The sequence below is a fragment of the Falsiroseomonas oleicola genome, assembly GCF_019029495.1.
GTDB classification, from domain to species: Bacteria; Pseudomonadota; Alphaproteobacteria; order Acetobacterales; family Acetobacteraceae; genus Falsiroseomonas; species Falsiroseomonas oleicola.
The window spans coordinates 228,180-243,723 of record NZ_JAERQM010000007.1 but is presented as its reverse complement, the minus strand read 5'-3'; the positions used below and the strand labels follow the sequence as shown (position 1 = coordinate 243,723).

The 15,544-nt window shown below is 68.7% G+C and carries 16 protein-coding genes and 1 tRNA gene; 4 read left to right on the top strand and 13 right to left on the bottom strand.

Features of this window, described 5'->3' with window-relative positions:
* Positions 1 to 169: 169 nt before the first annotated feature.
* On the top strand, positions 170 to 889 hold the full coding sequence (locus JJQ90_RS21855; RefSeq protein ID WP_216878391.1) for a response regulator transcription factor: 720 nt from the start codon (positions 170 to 172) through the stop codon (positions 887 to 889).
* Positions 890 to 910: 21 nt separating this feature from the next.
* Here JJQ90_RS21855 and JJQ90_RS21850 read toward each other — a convergent pair whose 3' ends face one another.
* The 10 genes from JJQ90_RS21850 to JJQ90_RS21805 form a co-directional block, all read right to left on the bottom strand.
* The gene (locus JJQ90_RS21850) at positions 911 to 1,714 is read right to left on the bottom strand and encodes an undecaprenyl-diphosphate phosphatase (RefSeq protein ID WP_216878390.1); all 804 of its coding nucleotides are present in this window, start codon (positions 1,712 to 1,714) and stop codon (positions 911 to 913) included.
* A 103-nt stretch (positions 1,715 to 1,817) separates the two neighbouring features.
* Positions 1,818 to 2,906, bottom strand: coding sequence for a TRAP transporter substrate-binding protein (locus tag JJQ90_RS21845; protein ID WP_216878389.1), 1,089 nt, complete (start codon positions 2,904 to 2,906; stop codon positions 1,818 to 1,820).
* Between the two features lie 138 nt (positions 2,907 to 3,044).
* A complete protein-coding gene (locus JJQ90_RS21840) occupies positions 3,045 to 3,464 on the bottom strand; it encodes a DUF4149 domain-containing protein (RefSeq protein ID WP_216878388.1) in 420 nt (139 codons plus the stop codon).
* A 60-nt stretch (positions 3,465 to 3,524) separates the two neighbouring features.
* Positions 3,525 to 4,307, bottom strand: coding sequence for a succinate dehydrogenase iron-sulfur subunit (locus JJQ90_RS21835; RefSeq protein ID WP_216878387.1), 783 nt, complete (start codon positions 4,305 to 4,307; stop codon positions 3,525 to 3,527).
* 17 nt (positions 4,308 to 4,324) lie between these two features.
* Positions 4,325 to 6,142, bottom strand: coding sequence for a succinate dehydrogenase flavoprotein subunit (sdhA, locus tag JJQ90_RS21830; protein ID WP_216878386.1), 1,818 nt, complete (start codon positions 6,140 to 6,142; stop codon positions 4,325 to 4,327).
* A 73-nt stretch (positions 6,143 to 6,215) separates the two neighbouring features.
* A complete protein-coding gene (gene sdhD, locus JJQ90_RS21825; protein WP_216878385.1) occupies positions 6,216 to 6,623 on the bottom strand; it encodes a succinate dehydrogenase, hydrophobic membrane anchor protein in 408 nt (135 codons plus the stop codon).
* 11 nt (positions 6,624 to 6,634) lie between these two features.
* A complete protein-coding gene (gene sdhC / locus JJQ90_RS21820) occupies positions 6,635 to 7,075 on the bottom strand; it encodes a succinate dehydrogenase, cytochrome b556 subunit (RefSeq protein ID WP_216878384.1) in 441 nt (146 codons plus the stop codon).
* Positions 7,076 to 7,238: 163 nt separating this feature from the next.
* The gene (locus JJQ90_RS21815; protein WP_216878383.1) at positions 7,239 to 8,261 is read right to left on the bottom strand and encodes an aspartate-semialdehyde dehydrogenase; all 1,023 of its coding nucleotides are present in this window, start codon (positions 8,259 to 8,261) and stop codon (positions 7,239 to 7,241) included.
* A 217-nt stretch (positions 8,262 to 8,478) separates the two neighbouring features.
* Positions 8,479 to 10,710, bottom strand: a complete 2,232-nt coding sequence (locus JJQ90_RS21810) for a HAMP domain-containing methyl-accepting chemotaxis protein (protein ID WP_230410894.1) — start codon at positions 10,708 to 10,710, stop codon at positions 8,479 to 8,481.
* A gap of 289 nt (positions 10,711 to 10,999) precedes the next feature.
* Positions 11,000 to 11,992 carry a TAXI family TRAP transporter solute-binding subunit gene (locus tag JJQ90_RS21805; protein WP_216878381.1) on the bottom strand — a complete coding sequence of 331 codons (993 nt, stop codon included), beginning with the start codon at positions 11,990 to 11,992 and terminating at the stop codon, positions 11,000 to 11,002.
* A 128-nt stretch (positions 11,993 to 12,120) separates the two neighbouring features.
* On the opposite strand from JJQ90_RS21805, the gene JJQ90_RS21800 reads away from it, so the two are divergent.
* Both JJQ90_RS21800 and JJQ90_RS21795 read left to right on the top strand, forming a co-directional pair.
* On the top strand, positions 12,121 to 12,546 hold the full coding sequence (locus tag JJQ90_RS21800) for a DUF1489 family protein (RefSeq protein ID WP_216878380.1): 426 nt from the start codon (positions 12,121 to 12,123) through the stop codon (positions 12,544 to 12,546).
* A 181-nt stretch (positions 12,547 to 12,727) separates the two neighbouring features.
* Positions 12,728 to 13,237: a hypothetical protein gene (locus tag JJQ90_RS21795; protein WP_216878379.1), complete on the top strand. Its 510-nt coding sequence runs from the start codon at positions 12,728 to 12,730 to the stop codon at positions 13,235 to 13,237.
* Positions 13,238 to 13,277: 40 nt separating this feature from the next.
* Here JJQ90_RS21795 and JJQ90_RS21790 read toward each other — a convergent pair whose 3' ends face one another.
* Entirely contained in the window at positions 13,278 to 13,928 is a 651-nt protein-coding gene (locus JJQ90_RS21790) for a CoA transferase subunit B (protein ID WP_216878378.1), read from the bottom strand.
* Positions 13,929 to 13,940: 12 nt separating this feature from the next.
* Positions 13,941 to 14,762: a CoA transferase subunit A gene (locus JJQ90_RS21785; protein WP_216878377.1), complete on the bottom strand. Its 822-nt coding sequence runs from the start codon at positions 14,760 to 14,762 to the stop codon at positions 13,941 to 13,943.
* A gap of 59 nt (positions 14,763 to 14,821) precedes the next feature.
* Between JJQ90_RS21785 and JJQ90_RS21780 the strand changes: the two genes are divergently transcribed.
* Positions 14,822 to 14,897: transfer RNA gene (locus JJQ90_RS21780), tRNA-Ala, on the top strand.
* A gap of 343 nt (positions 14,898 to 15,240) precedes the next feature.
* Here the strand turns inward: JJQ90_RS21780 and JJQ90_RS21775 are convergent.
* Positions 15,241 to 15,544, bottom strand: a 304-nt coding sequence (locus JJQ90_RS21775; protein WP_216878376.1) for a hypothetical protein, incomplete at its 5' end; no start/stop codon positions are given.

The window sequence follows — 15,544 nt, the reverse complement described above, 5'->3', positions numbered from 1 at the left end:
AAATCGTCACCGCGGCACTGCGAGGGTTGCTGGCAGCGATGACCCTCGGCAAAATCGCTTGTCGGGGTCGGTCCGTTCCGCCATCTATCTTCACGGCAGCGGCACCGGCCGATGAAACCGATCCGCCTCGGCTCCGTTGTGACGGTGCCTCACAGATATGGGAGCTACCATGGCCGGTCCTCGCCCCGTCCTCGTCGTGGATGACGACGAAGCCCTTCGGCAGACGCTGGCGGAGCAACTGGCGCATGACGGCGAGTTCGCCGCCACCGAAGCCGGAACCACAGCCGAAGCCCTGGCGCACCTCAGCGCGGAGGATGCGCGGTTCGACGCGATCGTGCTCGACATCGGCCTGCCCGATGGCGACGGGCGTGATCTGTGCGCGAAGCTGCGCAAGCAGGGGCTGCGCATGCCGATCCTGATGCTGACCGGCGCCGATGGCGAGCAGGACATCATCCGGGGACTGGATTCGGGCGCCAATGACTACATCGCCAAGCCGTTCCGCGTCTCGGAACTGATGGCGCGGCTGCGCGCGCAACTTCGCGTGTTCGACAATTCCGAGGACGCGGTCTTCAGCGTCGGCCCCTACACCTTCCGCCCCTCCGCCAAGCTTCTGCTGGATGCGGCGCGCAACCGGAAGATCCGGCTGACGGAGAAGGAAGCCGCCATCCTGAAGTATCTCTACCGCGCCAATGGCCGGCCGGTCGGGCGGCAGATCCTGCTGAACGAGGTCTGGGGCTACAACAGCGCGGTCACCACCCATACGCTGGAGACCCATATCTACCGCCTGCGCCAGAAGATCGAGCCCGATCCCGGCAATGCCCGGCTGCTGGTGACCGAGGGTGGCGGCTACCGGCTGGACCCGACCGCGGGCCGCGCCCAGGCGGCCTGAATCGGGGCGGCCTGAGCCGCGTCAGCGCAGGACCAGGAAGGCCAGCATCGCGGTGCCCAGCGCGATGCGGTACCAGCCGAAGGGCGTGAAGCCGATGCGGGAGATCACCTGCATCAGCCAGCGCACCACCACCAGCGCCACCACGAAGGCGGTGACGAAGCCGATGCCGATCTGGCCCAGATCGGACATGTCCAGCTCCGCCCGCGCCTTGTACAGGCTGTAGGCGGTGGCGGCGATCATGGTCGGGATCGCCAGCACGAAGCTGAACTCCGCCGCCGTCCGCCGTTCCACCCCCACGAGCAAGGCCGTGATGATGGTGGCGCCGGAGCGGGATGTGCCGGGGATCATCGCCAGCGCCTGGCCGAAGCCGATCAGCAGCGCCGCCAGTGGCCCCATCTGCGGGACCGAATGGATGGAAGGCTCCGGCCGCCAGCGCTCGATGGCGATGATGACGATGCCGCCCAGGATCAGCGCGAAGCACACCACCCAGGGGCTGAACAGCAGCCGTGTGATGGTGCCGTGGAAGCTGGCGCCGAGGAACGCGGCGGGCAGGAAGGCCAGGATCAGGTTCTGGGCGTAGAAGCGTTCCGGCCCCGGCCGCCAGGCCAAGGTGGCCAGCCGCCACAGCGTGGCGCGGAACAGCACGATCACGGCCAGAACGGCGCCGAGCTGGATGCAGATCTCGAAGGTTTTGCCGGGCGGGCCCTGGAAGCCGATCATCTCCCCCAGCAGGATCAGGTGACCGGTGGAGGAGATCGGCAGGAACTCGGTCGCGCCCTCGACCACGCCCATGGCCAGGGCAGACAGCAGCGTACCGAGATCCATCAGCGCGTCATCCGTGTCGGTTCGCGCAGGCTATAGGGCAGGCAGTGGCGCGCCGCCCATAGCCAGCGCGGCCCGCCACTGCGGATGGCCGCGATTTTACCCCTCAGCGCACCGTCTGGGCGGCAGAGAAAGCAAAATTGTCGTAGCTGTTCTCGGCGATGCGGAACCACTGGAACTGCTCCGTCCGGAAGCGGCCGTAGCTTTCCATGATCTTGGCGAAGCGCGGATTGCCGCGGGCGAGGTCGGCGTTCATCTCCTCATTCGCCTTCCAGGCGGCTTCCAGCACCGGGCGCGGCCAGAAGCGGAGCTGGGCGCCGGCGGCGACCAGGCGGCGCAGCGCCTGCGGGTTCATGAAGTCGTAGCGCGCGGTCATATCCGCATCCGCCTCGCCGCAGGCCACTTCCAGCGCCGCCTTGTACTGGTCCGGCAGGGCGGCCCAGGCGCGCGCATTCGACATGAAGTGCAGCCGCGCGCCCGGCTCCCAGAAGCCCGGGGCGTAGTAGTAGCGGGCGACGCGGACGTAGTTGGCACGCTCATCGTCATGCGGGCCGACGAATTCCGCCGCATCGATCACGCCGCGCTCCAGCGAGGGATAGATATCCGCCGGGGCGATCAGCGTCGGCGCGGCGCCGAGGCGGGTGAAGAGCTGCCCGGCGAGACCCGTGATGCGGAACTTCAGGCCGCGAAGCTGCTCGACGCCGGTGATCTCGTTGCGGAACCAGCCACCCATCTGCGCGCCGGTATCGCCGCAGGTGATGCCGTGGATGTTGTAGTCACGGAACAGCTCCGCCGCCAGTTCATTGCCGCCACCATAGCGGAACCAGGACGTCATCTGGCGGGTGTTCAACCCGAAGCACATGGCGGTGAAGGGCGCGAAGGCCGGCTCCTTGCCGATGTAGTAGTAGGAGGCGGTGTGGCCGGCCTCGATGGTGCCGGCCTGCACGGCATCCAGCACCTGCAGCCCGCCGACGATCTCGCCGGCCGGGAAGGTCTGGATGCGGAACTTGCCCTCCGTCAGCTGCGCGACGCGGGCGGCCACCTTCTCGAAGGTGCCATAGAGCACATCGAAGACGCGGGGGAAGGAGGAGGCGGCGCGCCAGCGCACCTCCGGATTGGCCTGGGCCAGAGCAGGGGTGGCAAGGGCGAGGGGCGCGGCCGCGGCGGCGGCGCCCAGCATGGCACGGCGGTTCATGGAACTTCCTCCCGGATCGGGCGCGCGGGCACGGTCCCGCTTCTGGCAGCAGCAGTAATCCATCCCAGAGCGGCCGGAAAGTGGTGCTTTGCTACGAAATTTCGGCGCCGGGGGACCGATCCTGGCGGCGCGGCTGCTTCAGGTCAGAAAGCCGGCCAGCACGGCCCCGGCCGCCACCAGCTGCAGCAGGTTCGCGGCTACGGACAGGCGGTGGGTGAAGGCGAAGCCGCGCGCGGCCTCGGCATCGCCGGCCTTGGCGCGGTCGGACAGGGCATTGATGCGCGGCATCAGCACCTGGCGCAGCCAGAATGTCAGGGCGGCGATCGCCGCCATGATCCCGGAATCGAGCTTGGAGAGGGGAAACAACGCCACGCAGGCGGCGGCGGAGGTGCCAAGCACCCAGAGGTAGTAGCGGGGGAAGATCCCGCGCAGGAAATGCCCGGCCTGTTCGGCCGGCAGCAGCCGGAACACCAGCGGCGCCAGGACGGCGGCGAAGAAGGCCATGCCGCCGAACAGAAGCGCCGTGGCGAACAGCGCGATGAGGAGAAGGGCAGTCATGCCGGCTGGATGTGGGAGGCATTGCGAAGCTGCAAAGCCCCCTCACCCAGGCCGTCCGGGTCACACCACCCGTTCGGCCAGCATCTTCTTGATGTCGCCGATGGCCTGCGCCGGGTTCAGGCCCTTCGGGCAGGTCCGGGTGCAGTTCATGATGGTGTGGCAGCGATAGAGCTTGAAGGGATCCTCCAGCGCATCCAGCCGCTCACCGGTGTGCTCGTCGCGCGAGTCGGCGATCCAGCGATAGGCCTGGAGCAGCACGGCCGGGCCGAGATAGCGGTCGCCATTCCACCAATAGGAGGGGCAGGCGGTGGAGCAGCAGAAGCACAGGATGCACTCCCACAGCCCGTCGAGTTTGGCGCGCTCCTCCTTCGACTGGAGGCGCTCGCCATCCGGCGGCGGGGGCGTATCGGCCTTCAGCCAGGGCTCGACGGAGCGAAGCTGGGCGTAGACCTGCGACAGGTCGGGCACCAGGTCCTTCACCACCGGCATATGCGGCAGCGGATGGATGCGGACCTCCGCCTTCACATCCTCGATCGGCTTCAGGCAGGCCAGCGTGTTCAGCCCGTCGATGTTCATCGAGCAGGAGCCGCAGATGCCCTCCCGGCACGAACGCCGGAAGGTCAGCGTGCTGTCGACCTCGTTCTTGATCTTGATGAGGGCGTCGAGAACCATCGGCCCGCACTGGTCGAGGTCGATGTCATAGGTATCGGTGCGCGGATTCTCGCCGGAATCGGGGTCCCAGCGATAGATCTTGAAGGACCGCACCTTCGTCGCGCCGGCCGGCGCGGGAAAGTGCTTGCCCTTGGAGATCGTGGAGTTCTTCGGCAGCGTGAAGGTGGCCATGGCTCTGATCGGGGCTCCTAGTACACGCGGGCCTTGGGCGGGAAGACCTGGACCTCGTTGGTGAGGGTCCGCATCTTCACGTCCCGGTAGTCCAGCTTGACGTTCCGCTTGTCATCCACCCAGGCGAGGGTGTGCTTCATCCAGTTGGCATCGTCGCGGTCCGGGAAATCCTCATGCGCATGCGCGCCGCGGCTTTCCTTGCGCGCCTCGGCGCCGTGGATCGTGGTCAGCGCATTGCCGATCAGGTTGTCCAACTCCAGCGCCTCGACCAGGTCGCTGTTCCAGATCAGGCTGCGGTCGGCGATCTTGATGTCGTCATAGCTCGCCGCGACCTTGCCCATCTTCGCCACGCCTTCGCGCAGCAGGTCGCTGGTGCGGAACACCGCCGCATGTTCCTGCATCGTGCGCTGCATCTGCAGGCGGACATCGGAGACGGTGGAGGAGCCCTTCGCGTTGCGCACCTTGTCGAAGCGCGCCCAGCTGGACTCGCCCGCGCCCGGCGGCAGCGGCGCCTGGCTGGCGCCCGGCTTGATGGTCTCCGCCGCGCGATGCGCCGCGGCCCGGCCGAACACGACCAGATCGAGCAGGGAGTTGGTGCCGAGGCGGTTGGCGCCGTGCACGGAGACGCAGGCCGCCTCGCCCACCGCCATCAGCCCGCGCACCACCCGGTCCTGGTCCTGCGCCGTGGGGTTCAGGACTTCCGTGTGGATGTTCGTCGGGATGCCGCCCATGTTGTAATGGACGGTCGGCAGCATCGGGATCGGCTCCTTCGTCACATCCACGCCCGCGAAGATTTTTGCCGTCTCCGAGATGCCAGGAAGGCGCTCGTGGAGAAGATCGCCGCCGAGGTGTTCCAGGTGCAGGTGGATATGGTCCTTCAGCGGGCCGACGCCGCGGCCTTCGCGGATTTCCACCGACATGGCGCGGGAGACGACGTCGCGCGACGCAAGGTCCTTCGCCGTCGGCGCGTAGCGCTCCATGAAGCGCTCGCCCTCCGAGTTCGTCAGGTAGCCGCCCTCGCCGCGCGCACCCTCCGTCACCAGGCAGCCGGAGCCGTAGATGCCGGTCGGGTGGAACTGCACGAATTCATTGTCCTGCAGCGGCAGGCCCGCCCGCAGGATCATGCCGCCGCCGTCGCCGGTGCAGGTATGGGCGGAGGTGCAGGAGAAATAGGCGCGGCCATAGCCGCCGGTCGCCATCACCACGCTCTGCGCGCGGAAGCGGTGCAGGCTGCCGTCTTCCAGGTTCCAGGCGGTCACGCCGCGGCAGACGCCCTCATCATCCATGATGAGGTCGAGCGCGATGTATTCGACGAAGAACTCGCAATTGGCCTTCAGCGCCTGCTGGTACAGCGTGTGCAGGATGGCGTGGCCGGTGCGGTCGGCGGCGGCGCAGGCGCGCATCGCCGGCGTCTTGCCGTAGTCCTGCATGTGCCCGCCGAAGGGGCGCTGGTAGATCTTGCCATCCTCGGTGCGGCTGAACGGAACGCCGTAGTGCTCCAGCTCGATGATCGCGGGGATCGCCTCGCGGCACATATATTCGATGGCGTCCTGGTCGCCCAGCCAGTCCGACCCCTTCACGGTGTCGTACATGTGCCAGCGCCAGTCATCCTCGCCCATATTGCCGAGCGCGGCGCCGACGCCGCCCTGGGCCGCCACGGTGTGGCTGCGGGTCGGGAAGACCTTGGTGATGCAGGCGGTCTTGAGGCCGGAGGCCCCCATGCCGAAGGTGGCGCGCAACCCCGCGCCGCCCGCGCCGACCACAACCACATCATAGGTGTGGTCAACGATCCGATAGGCTCCGCCGCCGATCGCGGGCTTGGAGATGGCGTTCATCTGATCTGCCGTCCATCCGTGTGGCGGGGCGAAATGGCCCGCGCCGTGGTGCTACCGAGTTTGGTGCGCGGTCTCAGACCGCAAGGCGAATCACGGCCAGCGCGGCGGCCAGGGCCAGCAGCGTGCAGACCGCCTTCACCGCGAGCACGCTGGTGATCTTCACCCATTCCGGCTTGGCGTAGTCCTCCAGCACCACCTGGAGGCCGGCGGCGGCGTGGTGGAAGGTCAGGCCGATCAGCGCCAGCAGCAGCACGGCATTGAAAGGGTGGCCGATCCAGGCCACCGCTTCCGCATGGGTCATGCCGGCGGAGGTGGCGAGGGCGACGATGAACCAGATGGTCAGCGGCAGCAGCGCGATGGAGGTGACGCGCTGCATCCACCAGTGATGCGTGCCGGATTTGGCGGAACCGGAACCGCGCACGCGGCCGAGCGGCGTGCGGAGGATGGTCGGACGGGCGGCTTCGCCGGCGGGGTTGGCCATCTTCTCGCTCCTTACCAGGACAGCAGCAAAGCGAGCCAGGTCAGCGCCGTCAGCACCGCGGTGCCGATCAGCACGGCATGGCCGGACTTGTACATGGTCGGGATGTCGTAGCCATGGCCCGCATCCCAGACCAGGTGGCGCAGGCCGGACAGGGTGTGGAACCAGGCCGCGGCGGTCAGCCCCATCAGCATGATGATGCCGAGGAAGGAGCCCAGGAACCACTGCACCCTGTCGAAGGCCTCGGGGCCGGAGGCGGCGGCGACCAGCCACCAGACCATCACGGCGGCGCCGCCGGTCCAGATGATGCCGGTGGCGCGATGGGTGATGGAGATCGCGCTGCTCATCTGCATCATGTCGTAGACCTGCAGATGCGGCGAAAGCGGCCGGCGCACCGGCGTTCCATCCGTCCGGCGCCCCAACATGGTCGCCTCCCGTGCATCCTGGATTGACATGCGGTGCCCGCTCCTCAAGGCGCGCCATGCCCCGGGCGCGCCGCACACTGTTGACAGGGTTTTATGGTGCAGCGCGCCATAGCGTCAACGCAGGCAGGCGCGAATAGGGGAACGAAGCGGGACTTTCCTGCCCCGGAGGACAATTTCCTCATCCACCCCGGCGCTATCCCCCCAAAAGTCCCTGCGCCACCACTTCCTCCGCGATCTGCACCGCGTTCAGGGCCGCGCCCTTGCGCAGATTGTCGGTCAGGCACCAGAAGGCCAGGCCATGCGGCACGGTGCCGTCGCGGCGCAGGCGGCTGACATAGACCGCATCCTCGCCGCCGATCTCGGCCTGGGTGGTGTAGCCGGCATCCTCCCGCCGATCGAGCAGGATCATCCCCGGCGCCTCGCGCAGCGCCTCCCGCGCCTGATCCTCCGTGATCGCCGCCTCGAACTCCGCATGCACGGCGGCGGCGTTGCCGATGAAGACCGGCACGCGGACGCAGGTGGCGACCAGCGCCAGGTCCGGGCTCAGGATCTTCCGCGCCTGCAGGGCCATCGCCGCCTCCGCCCGGGTCGGGCCATCGGGCAGGATGGAATCGACCTGGGGGATGCAGTTGAAGGCGATCTGCTTCGGAAACTGCTCGGAGGGCGGCGTCTCGTTCACATAGACGCCGCGGGTCTGCGACCACAGCTCGTCCATCGCCTCCCGCCCCGCGCCGGAGACGGCCTGGTAGGTGGCGACCACCGCGCGGCGGACCGGCGCCAGGTCGTGCAACGGCTTCAACGCCATCATCACCGGAATGATCGCGTCCAGCGGATTGGCGATGATCCGCCGCTTGCGGGATCGCGCCAGGGCCTGGGGATTCACCTCCGGCACCACCAGCGGCACGTCATGTTCCATGTCGAAGGCGCCGCTGCCATCGATCACCAGGCAACCGGCGGCGGCGGCGCGCGGCGCATGCAGGGTGCTGACACCGGTGGTGCCGACGAAGAAGACGAGGTGGGTGCCCTTGAAGTCGAAGCTGTCCAGCGCCTTCACCGTCAGCACCTGGTCCTCGCCGAAGGAGACCTGGCTGCCCGGGGACCGGCCGGCGGTCAGCGCCACCATGGCATCGACCGGAAAATGGCGCTCCGCCAGGGTCTTGAGGATTTCCCGACCCACCGCCCCGGTGGCGCCGACCACGGCCAAACGATAGCCCATCCTGCCGCTCCTGCGCTTGCTGTGGGGGCGGCTTAGGCGCTTCGCACCCGCCCCGGCAAGCGCCGGGGCGGGTGTATTATACCAACGGCCCTTCCGCGTAACCGCTCCGGGCCGCCCTCAGACGCCGGGCGGAAACCTCCGGTTTCCTTGGCTTCGCGGCATAAGCCGCGGCGCCCATTCGGGCGCTCGGACCGGTCAAGAGACCGGCCCGCTGCCATCAGATGGCCCGCACGGCGCGCAGGAAGTTGTCGGTCTTTTCCTGCAACTGCCGGGCCTGGCCGGCCAGGGCGCCGCTGTCGTCGCGCATGGTCCCCGCCGCTTCGCCGGTCGCTTCCGCCGCGCCGCGCACACCCTCGATGCGCTGGGCCACCGTCTGGGTGGCATCCGCGACCTGGGAGGCGCTGCGCGCGATCTCCTGCGTCGCGGCGCCCTGTTCCTCCACCGCCGCGGCGATGGCCGTGGCGATCTCGCTGGTGCGCTCGACCGTGGCGCCGATGCCGCGAATGGCGGTCACCGCCTGGGTCGTGGCCTGCTGCATCTGGCCGATCTGGGCCGCGATCTCCTCCGTCGCCTTGGCGGTCTGGCCGGCCAGCGACTTCACCTCGCTGGCGACCACGGCGAAGCCCTTCCCGGCCTCGCCGGCCCGCGCCGCCTCGATGGTCGCGTTCAGGGCCAGGAGGTTGGTCTGGCCGGCGATGTCGCCGATCAGGCGGACCACGTCGCCGATGCGGGCCGCGGCCTCGGAAAGGCCCTGCACGGTGGCGTCGGTCGCCCGGGCTTCCTCCACCGCGCGGCTGGCGACCTGCGCGGCCTCGCCCACCTGGCGGGCGATCTCGGTGACGGAGCTGGCCATCTCCTCGGCCGCCGCCGCCACAGCCTGCACATCGCCCTGCGCCCGGCCACCGGCCGCGGCCACCGCGGCGGCTTCGCGCCCGGAGGTCTGGGCGGTGCCGGAGAGTTCCTCCGCCGACTGTTGCAGGCGCGCGGCCGATTCCGCCACGGCGGCGACCACGGCGCCGACCTCGCTCTCGAAGGTATCGGCCAGGCGCACCTGCTCGGTCGCCAGGGTCCAGGTCAGCATGGTGGCGGCATAGGCCCCGGCTGCGTCGCGGATGGCGGAGACCCGCAGTTCCAGCACCTCGTTGCCCAGCTTGATGCGGGCGGTATGCGGCAGGCGCGCCGGGTCGGACAGGATGTCCATCTGATGCGCCGCATCCCTGTGGAAGATGTCGATCGGCTGGCCGATCATCTCCTCCGGCCCGCAGGGCAGCAGCTTGCGGAGCTGGGTCAGCAGGCGGGTGCTTTCCGCATTCATATAGGTCATGCGGAAGCCGTTCTTCGGATCGGCGCTCATCACCGCCGCCGGCAATTGCTCGATCATCTGGCCCTGGGAGAAGGCGCGGTCCACGGTGCTGCGCAGGCCTTCCAGGGCCTCCGCCATCGCGCCGATCTCGTCGCGGCGGCCGCGATCGGGCACGGCGATGTCGGATTGGCCGCCGGCGATGCGGGCCATCACGGCGGAAAGGCGGCGCATCGGGGCGCCGATGCCGCGCGCCATGGCGAAGGAAGACAGCAGCAGCACCAGGGCGATGGCGACGCCGGACCACATGGCCGTGCTGCGCACAAGTTCCGCACGGTGCTGCACCTGTTCGCGCTGGGTTCCGGCCAGCGCCAGGCCGGCGCTGGAAAGGCCGTGCGCCGCCTGTTCCAGCGCCTCGCGCGCCGGCGTCACCTCATCGCGCCGCAGCTTGGCCACTTCCTCACCGGCATCGAGGATCTTGCCAGCCGCGAGGCCGATGGCCTGGGCGCGCTCGGCCAGGCGGCCCACATCCTCCTTCAGCCGTGCCGGCGCCTCGACCGACAGCAACCCGCGGCTATGCACCCGGGCCTGGGCGATGCCACGCCGCACGCGGCGGTTCTGCGCCTCGTCGCCCGTCGCCAGCAGCCGCTGCACGCCGATCCGCACCTCGCCCACCGCGTTATGCACCGTCTGCAGACGGTAACGGGCGTCGTCCTGCTGGTCGGCGGGCAGGTCGAAGCCGAAGCTGGCGGACACCGCCTCGTACAGGGAGTCATATTCGCCGGAGAGCGGGAACAACTCGCGGTCACGGGCCACGACCATCAGCGCGCGCTGTTCCGCCACCTTGCGCAGTGCCTCGCGATAGCGCTCGGCCGCATCAGCCAGGGCCGTTGCCCCCTCCATCAGCCGTGGATCGCCGGAACCCGCGGCCGCGTCGCGGGCCGCCGTCGAACCCTGGGCGATCGCATTCTCGATCGCCTGCCAGGCCGGCGCCTGGCCCGCCTCATCATGGGTCAGCAGCAGGTCGCGTTCCATGACCGCCACGTCCATGAGGCGCTCGATGCCGTTGTCCATGGCATCCATTGCGGTCTGCACCCGCGCCGCGACGGATTGCTGGGCGATGATCTGGGAGGTTTCGCGCCAAGTCATCGCCACGAGCCCGACGATCATCAACAAGGCAAGGGCGGCGGAGGCCGCCAATTTTCGGCTTACTGACAAGTCCAGGAGAAAACGCATGGGCCCGGCTCCACGGCATTGAGGCCGTCAACCTGCCACCCGGGGCCTTGCCATCCCGTGAAGATGCGCCATGGCGCGCGACCCAAGCCTTCACAGAAGCGTGAGGTTTGTCCAGTACACGGGATCATATGAATAAATCAAGACAGTTCTCAAAATTCGAAACAGACCCCCGGCGCATCGCGCTGCGCCGGGGGCCTTCCGCTCAGGCCATCACCAGATTGTCGGGGATCTGCTGGCCGACCTCGCGCAGGTAGCGCGCGGCGCCGGGGTGGAAGGGCAGGAAGGTGTTCTTGTTCCAGTTCGCCGCCACCGTCTCCGACGCCGCGGAGATCGCCGCCTTGAAGCGGGAATTCTGCGACAGCACCGACTTGGTGATCTCATAGGCCAGGTCGTCGGCGATCGACTTGTGGGCGATGGCGAAGTTGTACATCCCGACGATGCCGAGCGGCTGCTGCTGCGTGCGATAGGTGCCCATCGGCAGGGACCCGGCGGCGAGTTCCGGATACTTCGCCGTCAGCTTGGCGATCTCCGCCTGGGTGAAGTCCAGGAAATTCACCTCGGCCTGCACCTCGATCTCGCTGAAGGCGGGCACCGGCACGCCGGAGGCGAAGAGGAAGGAATCCAGCAACCCGTCCTGGATCTGGCCCACGAGGTCGGAGGCCGAGCCGTAGCGCACGGCCGAGGGGGCGATGCCCAGTTCCTGCAACAGCAGCGGGTAGTAGGTGCCCGGCGTGCCGCCACGCGGGCCGACGCCGACGCTCTTGCCGGCCAGATCGGCATGCTTGGTGATGCCGGTGCGCTTCAGCGCGATGCCGTGGAAGGGCGTGTCATACATGGGGAACAGCGCGCGGATATCGCGGAAGCGGTTGCCCTGGGTCCAGGCGCCGACCCCATTCCAGGCCTGCAGCGCCACGCCCATGGTGGCCATGCCCAGCTCGATTTCCTTGCGGTTCACCAGGATGATGTTCTGGTTCGGGCCCTGAGTGGTGCGGTAGGAAATCTGCACGCCCGTGGCTTCCTGGGCGATCTGGCCCCAGGCCGGCCCATACAGCGCATAGGTGCCACCCGGTGCGGCGGTGCCCATGTTCAGCGCCCGCGGCCAGGCGGCGTTGCGCGGCTGTGCGATGGCGGGGGTGAACAGCGTCGGTGCGGCGGCGCCGAGCACGGTGGCGGCCAGCAGGTTCCGGCGAAGCATGCTTTGTCTCCCTTGGACGGTTTCGTTGCACCGGGTTTATCCCCGGATCGCCGCCGGGGGCAAGCTTGGATAGGCCGCGGCGCGGTTTGGGCTTGTGCGGACTCGGCCGGTGGCTACATCCATCCCGCATGCTGCATCTGCTGAAACTCTGCGTCGGGCCGAAGGAGGTGGCGGAACTCGCCGCCGGCCAGACACGGCGCGCGGCGCTTGATCCGCCCCTGCGGCACCAGACCCGCATGGTGCCGAAACGGGCGGCGGAGCTTGTGGATGGCGGCTCGCTCTACTGGGTTCTCGCCGGCCTGATCCGGGTGCGCCAGCGCATCCTGGAGGTGCGGGAGGAGCGCTGGGACGATGGCACCGCCTGTGCCGGCCTGGTGCTGGATCCGGAACTGGTGCTGTTGCAACCGCGCCCGCAAAAGCCCTTCCAGGGCTGGCGTTATCTGGACTCCGCGGCAGCGCCGCCGGACGCGCCACGTGGCGCCCAGGCCGCCGATGGGCTGGAGGCCCTGCCGCCCGCGCTGCGGCGCGAGCTGGAGGCGCTGTGCCTGCTGTGACGCTTCACCGCTGAAACCTCTCGCAGCTCAAACCTAGCGCAGATCAAACCTCTGGCAACTCAAACCTCTGGCACGTCGCGTTTTTCAAAGCTTGTGCGACGCGGCGGGGCCGTTCATCTTCGTCCACGAATCCGGGGCCGGGCCACCCGCCCGTTGTGCCGCCAATGTGGGACCCCAGCCGATGCGCCGCTTTGCCCTTCTCGCTCTGCCTCTGGGCCTGTTGCTGATCCAGCCTGCCGCCGCGCAGCACTGGAACGATTCCGGCCCTGGCCGTGACCTGCTGAGTTCCACCGTCACCGATTTCGAGAACTTCCGGCAGCGCACGCCGGCGCCGCCCAGCTTCTCCTCCGGCGCATCCGCCACCGTCGCCCCGGCGGAGGCCCGCGGCCCGATTCCGCTGCTCGACTGGGTGCCGCCACCGCCCGTGCCGGTCGCCACACCGACCACCACGCGCCGGTCGAGCTCGGCCCGCCGCGTGCGCCGCGCGCCGGTGCGGCGCAATGTGGTGCGCGACACCGCCCCGCTGCCCGCCGCCCCGATGACCGCAACGACGCGCGCCAGCGCGCCTACCGCGGGCGGGGACTGGGAACGGTCCCTGGCGCAGCGGGAACAGGAGCTGGAACGGCTGCGCCGGGTCCTGGAGGATGACCGCCTGCGCTACCAGCAGGGTCGCCAGCCGCAGCTTCAGTAGATAGGGAACAGGGCGGGGCCTCGCACCCCGCCCACCGGCATCAGGCGTTGACCAGCGCGAGCTCGTAATCGGCCTCGGTCTTCTCCCGGATCTCCGCCTCGGTCACACCGGGCGCCATTTCCAACAGCCGCATCGCGCCGTCGCCAGCCTTGTCGATGGCGAAGACGCCGAGCTCCGTCACCACCACATCCACCACGCGGCGGCCGGTCAGCGGCAGGTTGCAGGCCTTCAGCAGCTTCGGCTTGCCGCCGGCGGTGTGCTCCATCAGCACGATCACCCGCTTGACGCCCGCCACCAGGTCCATGGCACCGCCCATCCCCTTCACCATCTTGCCGGGGATCATCCAGTTCGCCAGGTCGCCATTCTGCGCCACCTGAAGCGCGCCCAGGATCGACAGGTCGATATGCCCGCCGCGGATCATCCCGAAGCTCTGGGCGCTGTCGAAATAGCTGCTGCTGGGCAGGGCCGTGATGGTCTGCTTGCCGGCATTGATGAGGTCCGGATCCTCCTCCCCCTCATAGGGGAAGGGGCCGAGGCCGAGCATGCCGTTCTCCGACTGAAGCTGCACCGTCATGCCGGGCGGCACGTGGTTCGCCACCAGCGTCGGGATGCCGATGCCGAGATTGACGTAGAATCCGTCCTGCAATTCGCGCGCCGCGCGGGCGGCCATTTCGTCGCGGGTCCAGGGCATCGTCTTTTCTCCTCAGGCCTGCGATTCGGCGCCGGCGGCGGCGGCCGCGGGGCGCTTGCGCACGGTGCGCTGCTCGATCCGCTTCTCGAAGCCGGGCGGCAGGGCGATCATCCGCTTCACGAAGATGCCCGGCGTGTGGATGTGGTCGGCGTCGATCTGGCCATTCGCCACGATATGCTCGACCTGCGCGACCGTGACCTTCGCCGCGGTGGCCATCACGGGATTGAAATTCCGCGCCGTCTTCCGATAGACGAGGTTGCCCTCATGGTCGCCCATCCAGGCATGGATGATGGCGAGGTCGGCGAACAAGCCGCGCTCCATCACGTAATGGCTGCCGTCGAATTCCCGGGTCTCCTTCCCCTCCGCCACCGCGGTGCCGTAGCCGGTCTTGGTGAAGAAGGCCGGGATGCCGGCGCCGCCGGCGCGGATGCGTTCCGCAAGCGTGCCCTGCGGGTTGAACTCGATCTCCAGCTCCCCGGCCAGGTACTGCTTCGCGAAGGTCGCATTCTCCCCGACATAGGAGGAGATCATCTTGCGGATCTGCCTTGTGTGCAGCAGCAGGCCGAGCCCGGCATCGTCGACGCCCGCATTGTTGGAGATGACGGTGAGGCCCTTCACCCCACTCTCCCGGATCGCCTCGATCAGGACGGAGGGGATGCCGCCGAGGCCGAAGCCGCCGGACATGATGGTCATGTCGTCCCGCAGCAGCCCCGCGAGCGCCGATGTCGCGTCGTCGTAGATCTTGCCCATCGTCCTGTCGCCATCCTCCGGCCCGTCCTGCTGGAACCTATGCGGGTCCGGGGCGCCGTGAAAGGGGGCGCGCAAAACCGACATGAGGGTGTCTTGCGCACCCCACGACCGGCCGCTATACGCCCGGCCTCGCGACTGTGTGCGGGGCCATAGCTCAGTTGGTAGAGCGCTTGAATGGCATTCAAGAGGTCTGGGGTTCGACTCCCCATGGCTCCACCAAGTTTTCCGCCGGCTTCCGAGCAATCGGAGCTGGCGGCTTCATTTCAAGTGCAACCATGGTGCAACCACACGGCGTCGTTCTCTGGCTGAGGGGCCGCGCCCTGTCGCAGCCTGTCGCCCTAGGTTTGGTAGCGCTCTGAATGGTCGCGCTCCCGCGTGAGCTGCAATTGCGAAACGCGATCCGCTGCACGCCCTAGGTGGGCGGGTCCGGCTTCGGCCACAAAGGCAAATCCTCCGGAATTTTCATAGTCTCCGTGCGCACAGGCGCACAGGTAAGGGCGCGAACATTCCCGGGAGTGGGGGGTGAGGGGGTGGCGGGGGGGGCGCGCGAATGTCCACCAGATCAGCGCCAGCCCCTCCACCAGGGCGCGCGGCTCCACCAGCTCGGCGCCCGCCCCAAGGCTGGCAGCGCACGCCCCACCAGGGCGCGCAGCTTCACCAGCCCAGCGCCGGCCCCGAGGCCGGCAGCGCACGCCACCAGGTCGAGCAGCTCCACCAACTCGGCGCCGATCCCCGGGCCGGCAGCGCACGCCACCAGGGCGCGCGGCTCCACCAGCCCAGCACCGGCCCCGAGGCCGGCAGGGCACGCCACCAGGTCGGGCAGCTCCACCAACTCGGCGCCGATTCCTAGGCCGGCAGCGCACGCC

What these genes read in the sequence shown, in the direction of transcription:
- JJQ90_RS21855 (WP_216878391.1), top strand. Translation starts at nt 170, where the DNA reads ATGGCCGGTCCTCGCCCCGTCCTCGTCGTGGATGACGACGAAGCCCTT.
- JJQ90_RS21850 (WP_216878390.1), bottom strand. Translation starts at nt 1,714, where the DNA reads ATGGATCTCGGTACGCTGCTGTCTGCCCTGGCCATGGGCGTGGTCGAG.
- JJQ90_RS21845 (WP_216878389.1), bottom strand. Translation starts at nt 2,906, where the DNA reads ATGAACCGCCGTGCCATGCTGGGCGCCGCCGCCGCGGCCGCGCCCCTC.
- JJQ90_RS21840 (WP_216878388.1), bottom strand. Translation starts at nt 3,464, where the DNA reads ATGACTGCCCTTCTCCTCATCGCGCTGTTCGCCACGGCGCTTCTGTTC.
- JJQ90_RS21835 (WP_216878387.1), bottom strand. Translation starts at nt 4,307, where the DNA reads ATGGCCACCTTCACGCTGCCGAAGAACTCCACGATCTCCAAGGGCAAG.
- sdhA (WP_216878386.1), bottom strand. Translation starts at nt 6,142, where the DNA reads ATGAACGCCATCTCCAAGCCCGCGATCGGCGGCGGAGCCTATCGGATC.
- sdhD (WP_216878385.1), bottom strand. Translation starts at nt 6,623, where the DNA reads ATGGCCAACCCCGCCGGCGAAGCCGCCCGTCCGACCATCCTCCGCACG.
- sdhC (WP_216878384.1), bottom strand. Translation starts at nt 7,075, where the DNA reads ATGTCAATCCAGGATGCACGGGAGGCGACCATGTTGGGGCGCCGGACG.
- JJQ90_RS21815 (WP_216878383.1), bottom strand. Translation starts at nt 8,261, where the DNA reads ATGGGCTATCGTTTGGCCGTGGTCGGCGCCACCGGGGCGGTGGGTCGG.
- JJQ90_RS21810 (WP_230410894.1), bottom strand. Translation starts at nt 10,710, where the DNA reads ATGACTTGGCGCGAAACCTCCCAGATCATCGCCCAGCAATCCGTCGCG.
- JJQ90_RS21805 (WP_216878381.1), bottom strand. Translation starts at nt 11,992, where the DNA reads ATGCTTCGCCGGAACCTGCTGGCCGCCACCGTGCTCGGCGCCGCCGCA.
- JJQ90_RS21800 (WP_216878380.1), top strand. Translation starts at nt 12,121, where the DNA reads ATGCTGCATCTGCTGAAACTCTGCGTCGGGCCGAAGGAGGTGGCGGAA.
- JJQ90_RS21795 (WP_216878379.1), top strand. Translation starts at nt 12,728, where the DNA reads ATGCGCCGCTTTGCCCTTCTCGCTCTGCCTCTGGGCCTGTTGCTGATC.
- JJQ90_RS21790 (WP_216878378.1), bottom strand. Translation starts at nt 13,928, where the DNA reads ATGCCCTGGACCCGCGACGAAATGGCCGCCCGCGCGGCGCGCGAATTG.
- JJQ90_RS21785 (WP_216878377.1), bottom strand. Translation starts at nt 14,762, where the DNA reads ATGTCGGTTTTGCGCGCCCCCTTTCACGGCGCCCCGGACCCGCATAGG.